1 protein-coding gene is annotated in these 450 nt (G+C 43.8%); it reads right to left on the bottom strand.

The genetic code is table 11. The features are described from left to right. Nucleotides 1–450: pyridoxal-phosphate dependent enzyme (locus A3729_RS09395; protein ID WP_156497842.1), on the bottom strand; the 450-nt coding region annotated here is incomplete at both ends.

Below are 450 nucleotides of genomic sequence, written 5' to 3'. Positions count from 1 at the left end.
ATTAGCCGTTCTCATCATCAGTTTAGCAATAGTTTTATCTGTGCAAGTTTCAATGGGGCCGAGATGCGATGGGGCGACACGAACGCCAATGACTTTGGTTTTTAGTCCCAGTAAGTTACAGCCAAGGGTCAAGCCGGCAAGTGTTGCGCTAGAACCCACAGGACAGTATAGATAGTCAGGTTCGGGAATTAACTGAGCATCAATTTGCATTTTCAGTTCAAAAGCAGCATTGACGAAGCCGAGGCAGCCAACAACATTTGAGCCTCCTGCGAACAAGCTATAAGTCTGCCTTTTCTCAAACAAGCTTCGTTGATAAAAATGGAAAGCCGTTTTAGCGATCGTTTTTCTGTAGTCCAGTTTTGCACCAAGTTCCCACATTAGCCGAAGATTGTTAAGAACGGTGTCTGATATGGCCTGATCGAATAATATAATGTTGGTAGAAAGCTTGTA

This window comes from Oleiphilus sp. HI0043 (assembly GCF_001634935.1).
Note: the sequence above shows the minus strand (reverse complement) of the source record. Positions and strands in the feature narration are given on the sequence as shown.